9 protein-coding genes are annotated in these 11,647 nt (G+C 32.5%); all 9 read left to right on the top strand.

Features of this window, described 5'->3' with window-relative positions; genetic code table 11:
• Positions 1–1,059, top strand: a 1,059-nt coding sequence (locus CD111_RS04805; protein WP_142380937.1) for an Ig-like domain-containing protein, incomplete at its 5' end; no start/stop codon positions are given.
• Between the two features lie 236 nt (positions 1,060–1,295).
• The gene (locus CD111_RS04800) at positions 1,296–2,225 is read left to right on the top strand and encodes a hypothetical protein (protein WP_095085330.1); all 930 of its coding nucleotides are present in this window, start codon (positions 1,296–1,298) and stop codon (positions 2,223–2,225) included.
• Between the two features lie 551 nt (positions 2,226–2,776).
• The gene (locus CD111_RS04795) at positions 2,777–3,571 is read left to right on the top strand and encodes an SDR family oxidoreductase (protein WP_095085332.1); all 795 of its coding nucleotides are present in this window, start codon (positions 2,777–2,779) and stop codon (positions 3,569–3,571) included.
• Positions 3,572–3,600: 29 nt separating this feature from the next.
• Positions 3,601–5,475, top strand: a complete 1,875-nt coding sequence (locus tag CD111_RS04790) for a BglG family transcription antiterminator (RefSeq protein WP_095085334.1) — start codon at positions 3,601–3,603, stop codon at positions 5,473–5,475.
• A 1-nt stretch (position 5,476) separates the two neighbouring features.
• Positions 5,477–5,935: a transcriptional regulator GutM gene (locus tag CD111_RS04785; RefSeq protein ID WP_095085336.1), complete on the top strand. Its 459-nt coding sequence runs from the start codon at positions 5,477–5,479 to the stop codon at positions 5,933–5,935.
• A 3-nt stretch (positions 5,936–5,938) separates the two neighbouring features.
• Complete coding sequence (srlA, locus tag CD111_RS04780) at positions 5,939–6,490, top strand: PTS glucitol/sorbitol transporter subunit IIC (RefSeq protein ID WP_095085338.1); 552 nt, start codon at positions 5,939–5,941, stop codon at positions 6,488–6,490.
• 10 nt (positions 6,491–6,500) lie between these two features.
• Positions 6,501–7,505: a PTS glucitol/sorbitol transporter subunit IIB gene (gene srlE / locus CD111_RS04775; protein WP_095085340.1), complete on the top strand. Its 1,005-nt coding sequence runs from the start codon at positions 6,501–6,503 to the stop codon at positions 7,503–7,505.
• Between the two features lie 31 nt (positions 7,506–7,536).
• Positions 7,537–7,887 carry a PTS glucitol/sorbitol transporter subunit IIA gene (locus CD111_RS04770; RefSeq protein ID WP_095085342.1) on the top strand — a complete coding sequence of 117 codons (351 nt, stop codon included), beginning with the start codon at positions 7,537–7,539 and terminating at the stop codon, positions 7,885–7,887.
• Positions 7,888–8,376: 489 nt separating this feature from the next.
• Positions 8,377–11,647, top strand: a 3,271-nt coding sequence (locus CD111_RS04765) for a lectin-like domain-containing protein (RefSeq protein WP_169923146.1), incomplete at its 3' end; no start/stop codon positions are given.

Below are 11,647 nucleotides of genomic sequence, written 5' to 3'. Positions count from 1 at the left end.
ATAGATATCCCAGGAAATGTACATTTAAATGAAGGTGAAGTCGTAAATGTAAAAGCGACAGACAAAGATGGAAATACTTCACCTGATGTACAAACAGTGGTTAAAGATACAACGGCACCAACAGCACCAACCGTAAATCCTGTGACAAGCGAAGATAAAGTGATTACAGGAACGGCAGAACCAGGCTCAACCGTAACTGTGACGTTCCCAGATGGCACAACAGCGACTGGTACAACGGATAAAGATGGAAATTACACAATAGATATTCCAGGAAATGTAGGTTTAGTCGGAGGCGAAGTATTGCCAGTTACTGCAACAGATGCTGAAGGTAACAAATCGGAAGAAACGACAACAACAGTTAAAGATACAACGGCACCAACAGCACCAACTGTTAAACCGGTAGCGCCAGGTGATAAAGTTGTAACAGGAACAGCAGAGCCAGGATCAACGGTAACTGTGACGTTCCCAGATGGTACAACAGCAACTGGTACAACGGATAAAGATGGTCATTATACAATAGAAATCCCAGGAAATGTAGTATTAGATAAAGGTGATACGGTAGTTGTGACTTCTACGGATAAAGATGGCAACGTATCAACACCGACAACAACGGTTGTTATAGCTAAATCAGAAACTCCAGATACAGGAGGCAATCCAGATACAGGAGGCAATCCAGGTACAGGAGGCAATCCAGGTACAGGAGGCAATCCAGGTACAGGAGACAATCCAGATACAGGAGACAATCCAGATACAGGAGGCAATCCAGATACAGGAGGCAATCCAGGTACAGGAAGCAATCAAAGTACAGGAAGCAATCCAGGTACAGGAAGCAATCAAAGTATGAACCTTAATGGTGAAGAACAAATTTCTCATATGGATGATAATAGTCAAATGAATAAAGAGAAAAATAACAAACATGTTTCTGAATTACCAGATACAGGTGAAAGTGAAACTAGAAATGCAACGTTATTTGGAACATTATTTGCTGGACTTGGGGCACTATTCTTATTCTTCGCAAAACGTCGTAGAGAAGATGATGAAGAAGATGAAGTGAAATAATAATTGAAAAGAGAGAAAGGGGATGTTTCCCTTCTCTCTTTTTTTATTAGCAATACAATCATTAAATAAGAATACAAAGTAATAAGAATGTAAAAATATGGTACAATACACTCGCATGTATATAGAATGTAGATACTTGTACAAATATTAGATAACGAACTAACATCTTTCATAAAGAAAATAACAATCTAACATTACTATCAAGAATATAAGAAGAATAAAAGCGGGGGATATGAATGAGGTTTTTAATCATATTAGGATTAATTATTTTGCTATGTATATATGGTTATATAAACTATTATCATTATAATATCGTGGTCAAATCGTATCAAAATAAAATAAAAAAACTAATCCAAATGAGAAAAATAGGTAAAGTAAACATTAAATTGATGATAAAAGGGATACCAATTCATTTGAGAAAATCATTACTTTTAAACAATATTAATAATATATATTTATTTTTATCTTTTGTATTACTATTCACACTAAGTGTATTTCCATTAAACAAAAATTATAATTTAATTATACTAATTTTGATAACTTTAATATGGGTTAAAGTTATGCAAGAAAAAATGAATTCACTAGATAAAATCCCATTATTTTACATAGGTTTGTTAATTATCCCTTTATCCTCAGTATATGTTTTGTTGAGTATGTTTCAGTTGTTATTAGAAAGTAATTCGATAAATATATATGTATATTCATATGTTTTGCTATGCATAATAGCGATAATATCATCACTTATGAAAGTGAGTCTGAATTATCAATCTCATACATTTTTGAATGATTGTGTAATGTTAATAACCTTTATATATATTATGTTAATAACCTATATAAGCTATGGAATTGTTGGTTATGGCTTTTTGGTTACAAACCCTAATATAGAAGTAGATAAATTTATTGAGATGAATTTAATAGATAAAAATCCACGGAACTTGGATATCTTAAATTTTATGGTTTATTATGGTATTACATCAATTGAATCCTTGGATAAATTTACTGAAATAGCTGAAAATGGTAATGATGTTTTTCATCAGTTTACAACTAAAGAGTTAACATTGAGAGTTATATCTATTGGTTATACAGTAACTTATATTTCGATTATATTAAATTTTGTTTCTAGTTTATTTTTCAAAGGACAGAAAAATACTTTATTTAAAACATAAATATATACTATTATAAAATGTATGAGAAAGCTTGATATAATAATTCGACTTCATTTAAGTTTGATTTTATATAACCAATTTAGAAAACATTACAAGGAGATTATTGATAGAGGTACGAGTAATAATATATACGAAAAAAGTAGGAGACGAAAATTTAATTTTATCAAATAGATTTTATCGCCCCACCTTGAAGAGAATGAATAAAATTGAAAAAATATTGATTTGAAGTGTATCTTTAGTCATAAACTGCCAATATGAAGGGAGGATGGGACATTAAATTGTTCCATCTTCTTTTTATGTCTTTAGACGGTAAGGATAGAGCGGTTAGTCTAGCTTTGCATTAAATTGGTTGAGGTGTAGTTATTTCTTTCCATGTTTCATATAGTATGTTTCATTTATAATGTGTGTTTGTAGGTGCTACTTCTACCTTATATACTGGTCACATTTCTCATTAAACAAGCGTATTTCTCAGAATGTCCCAAAAGGCAATATTAAGTATGTAAGCGATTTATATTAACCTTAAATTAATCAAATGAGCGGAGGTAATATAAATGAGCGAATGGTTAGAAATTCAAGGTAATGTAGTCATTATTACGGGCGGGAGTTCTGGTATTGGTGCGGCTATTGTAAAGGCACAATTGGAGAATGGTGCAATCGTTTATAATGCAGATTTGAAAAATGGTTCTGAAATTCATGAAAATTATCATTTTATTGAAACAGATGTGACTGATCAGGAAAAAGTGAAAAATGTTGTTGATAAAGTGATTCAAGATCAAGGTAAGATAGATGTTCTAATAAATAATGCGGGTATTAATTTACCACGTATGTTAGTTGATTTCAGAGGAGAAGGACCACAATACCAAATGAATGAAACAGACCTTAATAAGATGTTTGATATAAACCTTAAAGGTCCTGTTTGGTTTAGCCAAGAAGTTGCGAAACATCAAATTAAAAATAGTAAAGGTATTATTATTAATATTTCAAGTGAGGCAGGTCAGGAAGGTTCTGAAGGGCAAAGTATTTATGCAGCAACTAAAGCAGCGTTAATTGGTTTTACACGTAGTTGGGCTAAAGAGCTCGGGAAACATAATATACGTGTTGTAGCTATTGCACCAGGTATTTTAGAAGAAACTGGGTTAAGAACGCCTGCGTATGAAGAAGCATTAGCTTATACAAGAAATACTACAGTTGATGGTTTAAATGGTGATTATTCTAAATCGATACCAATTGGGAGAGTTGGACAATTGAAAGAAGTTGCAGATTTAGTTGCTTACTTAAGTTCTGATCGCTCAAGTTACGTAACAGGAACAACTATCAATATATCAGGTGGTAAATCAAGAGGCTAATCCCAGCTAATGAAGTTAGGGGAGAAGTTATGAATACAAATGAAAAGCAATTATGGATTGTTGAAAAGCTCAAGACTAAAGATATTTCAAGTGAGAAATTGGCATTTGAGCTCAATATTTCAGAGAAGACTTTATCGAATTATGTTTCGGTGATTAATCATTATTTTCAGAACACATCTAAGATAGTTAAGAACAATAATAAGTACTCACTTCTCATAAAAGATGAACGGTATTTTGATTTGTTGAATCAATTTATAGAAGATAATAAATATGATGAGAAAGAACAATATGAAAGAAAAAAACAGTTGCTATATTATTTGTTAATTAAAGATCGGACAATTGATGAGTTATCGGAATTAATGTATTTAAGTACAACATCATTGAATCAAGTGCTAAAAGAATTGAGGTTGGAGACGGGCTCTTTTCATATAGATATTATTGGTAAAACAAGTGTTGGTATTAGATTAGAAGGAACTGAATTTAATATAAGAAGGTTACTTATTGAAAAGTATACGGATATATATGATTCTAATCAGTTAACAACAGAAACTTGTGAAGAGTTAAAGAAAATTAAGCAACACTTAAATTTAGATAATACAAGTTATAACAAAGTTGTCACAGCAACAAAAATTGTATTTGCAAGATTAAAGTTAGGAAAATATAATAGTAAGTTTGTTGAATTTGAATCTTTGATAGCAAAGTCAACGGACTTTAAAGAAATTGATGGTATTGTCGCGATAATGAATAAACTTTATCCGAATGTTAATACGGATAAAGAAGTGTTATCTATAGTGATGCAGCTAATGGGAAGACGTGCTTCATTAGTTGATGAGTTGATTAATGATACTGATGAAAATTTAATCCAACAGATTATAGAACATACAATTCAAGATGTAGATGAGTTATATCAAATTAAATTAGATGAATCACTGTTTACTAAAGATATCATGCTTCATATTAAGCATCTTATGAATAGACTATTATTTAACGTTAACATTGATAATGTTGAGTCGTTTGATATTGTAAAACAATTTCCTTTTGCTTATGAACTTTCAAAGATATTAGGTGAGAATGTATACAAGGCAATCGGCGTGAGACCATCTATTGATGAACTAGGATATATCGCAATTTATTTCAGTGTTTATTTAGAAAACCTCGAAAAATCATTAGTAAATTATAAATTAATCGCAATTGCTACAGACATGGGGTTAAGTATTCATAAGTTTTTATCCACAAATTTAAAGACGTTGTTAGGTGAAGAAATTCAAATTGATATTTTGAAACTTCAAGATGTAGATGAGAAAAGACATGACTATGATTTAATTATTTCTACAACTCATCATGACAAGCAATATGACAATGTGATTCATTTAGATAATGTATTTAATTTACAATTATTGAAATTTAAAATCGAGCAATATTTAATTTTTAAAGATAATAGAGGGATGGATGTATTACAACAAAATGTGTTGCTTGGAAGTATGTTAGAAAACAACTTTGTTTACTTAACAAGCAATGCTTCATATCAAGATGTGATTCAGGAAATGGTGACTGGATTGCCAGTTTCATTAGACGAACAATTAATTATCCAAGAGAATTTATTAATAAGAGAAGACAAAAAATCAACAGTCTATGGTGAAATGGCGTTTCCACATACAAGTTATTCGGGCAATAAGTTGATGGTAAAGGCAGGTATTATCACAAAACATATAGAAGAAGAACCTCATCTGAAATTAGTCATATTATTGATAACGCCTAATGAATCAGTAAATGATGCAATGCTTATCAAATTGTACGAAGAAATCTTATCGGTTGCTTCTAATAAATATTTATTAAGCAAATTAAATAGTGAAACAAGTTATGAAAGCTTTATAAATATATTAAAGCTAGAAATGGAGGGGTAGTATGTTCTTTATTGTGCTTATTATACTAGCAGCGATAGGGTTTGTAATTCAGTATCTTTTAGGAATTTTACAGATAAAGAATTTTTCAAAAAATTATACTGATTTAAGAAGAAATGGAAGAGTGACAATTGGAAGAAGACCTTCAATTTTTAAAGCTGGGACATTAGTTATGATTCAAATTAACCAGAAGAACATTATTGAAGAGGCTAGATATATGCAAGGTGTGACGGTATTTAATAAATTTAAACCATTAAAAGGTTTAGAAGGTATCAATATCAAAAAAATGACAGATAAAGATTTAAATCAAAAATACAATAAATTGTTAGTTAAAGCCATTTTAGATGCACAACATACTTTCAATGTTGTAAGTAATGGTGGCGAAATTGAAAAAATACCATCTCCACTTATGCAAGTTGTAAATAAAGTGAATAGAGCCTTTAAAAAGGAAAGGAGCGTTTAAATTATGGATTTTATAGTTAAGTTTGCAGAAGGATTTATTAAATTATTTCAAACAGGGGCAGACACGTTTATTGATTGGATGACGTCGATTGTACCATTAGTTTTAATGTTGTTAATTGCTATGAATACATTGATTCAACTTATCGGAGAAGAGCGTATTAACAAAATTGCAGCGAAATCTTCAGGGAACCCACTATTAAGATACTTAGTGTTACCATTTTTAGGATCATTTATGTTGGCTAACCCAATGGTGCATTCACTAGGTAGATTTATGCCTGAAAAATACAAACCAAGTTACTTTGCATCTGCGGCACAATTTGCGCATACAAGTAATGGGATATTCCCACATATTAACCCGGCAGAATTATTTATATTTTTAGGTATTGCCAATGGTATTACTAAACTTGGATTACCTACAACTGACTTAGCAGTGCGATACTTATTAGTTGGTTTATTAATGAATTTTATCGGTGGATGGGTTACTGACTTCACAACGAGCATGGTAGAAAAACAACAAAAAGTTAAATTAAGTAAAGAAGTACATTTAGAAAGTTGAGGTGTAGACAATGAGTAAACAAGTTAAAGTTGTTAAAGGATCTGGTGGATTTGGTGGACCATTAACGTTTGGTGTTAATGGGAAAAAAGATAAATTAGTATACATTACTGGTGGTCACAAACCAGAAATAGTTGATAAAATTGCTGAGATTACGGGTGCAGAACCTGTAAATGGATTTGAAACTTCAGTTCCAGAAGATGAAATAATGGCGGTTATTATTGATTGTGGTGGTACCTTGAGATGTGGAATTTATCCTAAGAAAGGAATTCCAACCATTAATATTATGGCAACTGGAAAAAGTGGACCACTTCGTCAATATATTACTGAATCCATTTATGTATCAAATGTTGGTGTTAAAGAAGTAAGCGAAGCGAACGGAGAAACTGTATCTACAGGTAATACAGAAGAAATTAAGAAAGAAAGCTCTAAATCTCAAACTTATTCTGGTGATAAGAAGATTATGGAGACGAGAGCAGCGCAAGAAAATAAAAGCATCTTAACTCGTATTGGTCTTGGAGCAGGAAAAGTAATAAATGCTTTCTATCAAGCTGCGAGAGATGCAGTAGAAACAATGCTACATACTGTCATACCGTTTATGGGATTTGTTGCCCTATTGATAGGAATCATACAAGGATCTGGTATTGGTAAAGTTTTTGCGAATGTGATGTCACCTATGGCTGGAAACATTTGGGGACTAATGGCAATTGGATTTATATGTTCACTACCATTTCTTAGTCCATTATTAGGTCCTGGTGGTGTTATTGGGCAAGTATTAGGTACATTAATTGGTGTGGAAATCGGTAAAGGAAACATACCACCTAATTTAGCCTTACCAGCATTATTTGCAATTAATACACAAAACGCAGCAGACTTTATACCAGTAGGACTTGGTTTAGCAGAAGCGGAAACTGAAACAATTGAAGTAGGTGTACCTTCTGTTCTATACTCTAGGTTTTTAAATGGTGTGCCAAGGGTGTTTGTAGCATGGTTAGCAAGCTTTGGATTATATAAATAACTGATAAATATAAATTAAAGGAGTTTTACAGATGTATTTAACGAATGTGAAATCAATTGGGAAAGATGCCCAAGCTTTTGCTGATGAAAAAATGGTTGTATTATTTGGTGAACAAGCACCAGAAGAACTAGTAGACTATTGCTATATTATAGAAGTAAACGCTGTAGAAGCGGAAATTACAGAAGAGAATAAACTATATGTAGATGGAAAAGCTTTTAATATTACAAAAGTCGGTGGAGCAGTTAGAAAGAATCTAAACGACTTAGGGCACATTACATTAAAGTTTGATGGAAGTATAGAAGCAGAACAATCAGGAACATTATATTTAGAAGATACAGAAGTACCAGAAATTAATATTGGAACAGAATTGAAAATAGGATAAATAGAATAATAATGTGTATAAAGCCCCTAATTGCTTAACTAATGCAGGGGGGCTTTTTGAGTTATACAATTATTAAATTAAGTATAATTTTTAAATTTATTTTGTGTAAAAATGGAAGGTATTTTCTTGTTTGGATTATTAATTTATTATTAAAATCATATAAATAGAATGCTAAAAACTACAATATATATCCATTAAAGTTAAAAATAAATAAAGATAGCTTTACAGAATATGACATTTGTATTACTCTTAGACCTTTAGGTATCCTTTTTGTAAAAAATCTAAACGGATTAATTGATAGCGCTTTCTTATATTTTGAATTAATGTTTACTAAAAATAATGCGCTATTAAATTGGGTGAAACAAAATAATCAAAGTATTTATTATACTAAAATATTAACAATTGTGTATTAATTTGGTTGCTATTAATTATATATTAAATTATAATGTTTATAATATTTAAAGAAAAACTTCATGTTAGGAGATAAATATGTCAAAAAAACAAAAAAAGTTTAATAAGGCTTTCGAACAAGAGAAAGCACGAGTGAAACTATATAAATCTGGTAAGAATTGGATTTCGGCAAGTATAAAAGAAATAGAGATATTAAAAATAATGGGTATACCATTTTTAACTAATAATATAAATAAAGATAAAAACGTATTAAATACTACAAATGATATAGTTAAAAAAAATGCATTGAAAACTTCTGCTATATTTGGCGGTGTCTTTACAGTTAACTTGTTGCATGATCATCATGCACTAGCTGCTTCAGAGACAGCTGTTACTTCAGAGATATCGAGTCAAAGTGAAACTGTTGGAAATCAAAATTCAACGACTATAACTACTTCTGAAAAGATAAGTTCAAAATCTATCGTTACAACAGAAACATCTGATATAAACCATAAAGAATCCGTACAATTTACTTCAGAATCACTAGAATCTACTGATAAAGATGAGACAATCGAAATCTCGGAAGAAAGTTCTGGGTCGAGTGAAACAAATACTATTAATAGCCAGGTCAGCACTTCAGAAATGACTAATTCTACGAATGAAAAAACTTCTACATCAAATGAACAAACGTCTACTAACAAGAATTTAACTTCAACAACCCCAAAGAATTTATCATCATCAGAAAATGTTGAAAAGCAAGAAACTGTAACTAACTCAGTTAATTCATCAGCATCATCTACAAGTACAACTAGTACTTCACTTGCACCAAAACTTAGAAATTTAACCAGAATGGCTACCGTCAATAGTTTAGCGACTCCAGTATCTGTAACAAACGTTTCAGCAAATACCGTTACAGTTACAAAAGATAATTTTAGTGAACATATGAATGTATCAGGGTCAGCGACGTATGATCCAAAGACTGGTATTGTAACATTAACTCCAGATGTTTCTAGCCAAAAAGGTGCTATCACATTGGGAACACGTATTGATTCTAATAAAAGCTTTCATTTTTCAGGAAAGGTTAATTTAGGTAATAAATATGAAGGATACAATGTAGGTGGAGTAGCTGGAGGAGATGGTATTGGTTTTGCATTTTCTCCAGGGGCATTAGGTCAAACTGGTTTACAAGGTGCTGCACTAGGTATTGGGGGATTAAATAATGCATTTGGTTTTAAACTAGACACATATCACAATACTTCTAAACCAGCAGCAGCAGCGAAAGCATTAGCAGATCCAAGTAATGTATCTGGAGGGGGCGCATTTGGTGCGTTCGTTACAACAGATTCAAACGGAGTGGCAACGACTTATACATCTTCTTCTACATTAGACAATGCTGCCAAATTAAATGTTCAACCTACAAATAATACATTTCAAGATTTTGATATTGATTATAATGGTGACACAAAAATTATGAGAGTGACATATGCAGGTCAATCGTGGTCAAGAAATATATCAGATTGGATACAAAAAAGTGGCAAAACTAACTTTTCTTTATCTATGACAGCATCAACTGGTGGAGCAAGGAATCTTCAACAAGTCCAATTTGGAACATTTGAGTATACAGAATCAGCAGCGGCTCAAGTTAGGTATGTTGATTCAGTGACGGGTAAAGAAATCATCCCATCAAAATCTTACTCGGGCGAAGTTGATCAAGTGATTGCAATTGATAAAATGACTAGTAAGTTAAATAGTATGGGGTATAATTATGTAACTTTCGATGGTAGTAATGCGCCAACTTATGATAATACAAGTTCATCTATAAAAATGACGAATGCTGGCCAAACTATTACCTATTTATTTACGGATGTTAAAGCACCAGTTTTATCTTTGGAGAATCAAACACAAGAAGTGGGTAAACAAATTACACCAATAACGGTAACGACTACAGAGAATAGTAATGATACAGTTACAAATACAGTTACTGGATTGCCACAAGGACTAACATATGACGCTTCAACAAATCAAATTAGTGGGACGCCTGCTAATACAGGTCAAACGACAGTAACAGTAACATCTACAGATAGAACAGGTAATAAATCAACGTCAACATTTAAGATAGATGTAATAGACACTACGGCGCCAACTGTATCACAAATAACAGATAAAACTTCAGAAGTATTTTCACCAATAACACCTATTACGATATCAACAACTGATAACAGTGGAGGTGAAGTTAAGAATACAGTTACTGGCTTACCACAAGGTCTAACATATAGTGCTTCAACAAATCAAATTAGTGGGACGCCGACAGTGATTGGTACAAATACGATTACGGTAGTTTCGGTTGATAGTAGTGGTAATAAAACAACGTCTACTTTTAAATATGAAGTGACTCGAAATATTTCAAGCGATTCAATATCTACATCGTCAAGTAACTCAATAGTCAATTCAACTAGTAAATCATTAGCAGAATCAACATCAGTAAGTACATTTAATTCAGCGAGCGAATCTACTTCATCAAGTGGTAGTACCTCAATATCGTTAAGTAGTTCAGAGTCAGGCAGTACATCAACGTCATTGAGTAGCTCAGAGAGTGGAAGCAAGTCATTATCAGCGAGCACATCAACATCATTAAGTGGTTCCGAGAGTGGAAGCATGTCATTATCAACGAGTACATCAGGGTCTGAAAGCACATCGTTATCATTATCGACAAGTACATCAGGATCTGAAAGCACATCAACATCACTAAGTGGTTCAGAGAGCGAAAGTACGTCGTTATCGACAAGTACAACAGGATCTGAAAGTACATCAACATCATTAAGTGGTTCAGAAAGCGAAAGTACATCGTTATCAACGAGTACATCAGAATCTACAAGTGAAAGCACATCAGAGTCATTAAGTGGTTCAGAGAGCGAAAGCACGTCGTTATCAACGAGTACATCAGGTTCTGAAAGTGAATCAACATCACTAAGTGGCTCAGAGAGTGAAAGCACGTCGTTATCGACGAGTACATCAGGTTCTGAAAGTGAATCAACATCATTGAGTAGCTCCGAGAGCGAAAGCACATCATTATCGGCGAGTACATCAGAATCCGAAAGCACATCGTTATCAACGAGCACATCAGGATCTGAAAGTGAATCAACATCATTAAGTGGTTCAGAGAGCGAAAGTACGTCGTTATCGACAAGTACATCAGGATCTGAAAGTACATCAACATCATTAAGTGGTTCAGAAAGCGAAAGTACATCGTTATCAACGAGTACATCAGAATCTGCAAGTGAAAGCACATCAGAGTCATTAAGTGGTTCAGAGAGCGAAAGCACGTCGTTATCAACGAGCACATCAGGATCTGAAAGTGAATCAACATCAT

The organism is Mammaliicoccus stepanovicii (genome assembly GCF_002902525.1).
In the GTDB taxonomy this organism is placed as follows: Bacteria; Bacillota; Bacilli; order Staphylococcales; family Staphylococcaceae; genus Mammaliicoccus; species Mammaliicoccus stepanovicii.
The sequence above is the reverse complement of the archived record's forward strand: the minus strand, read 5'-3'. Positions and strand labels throughout refer to the sequence as shown.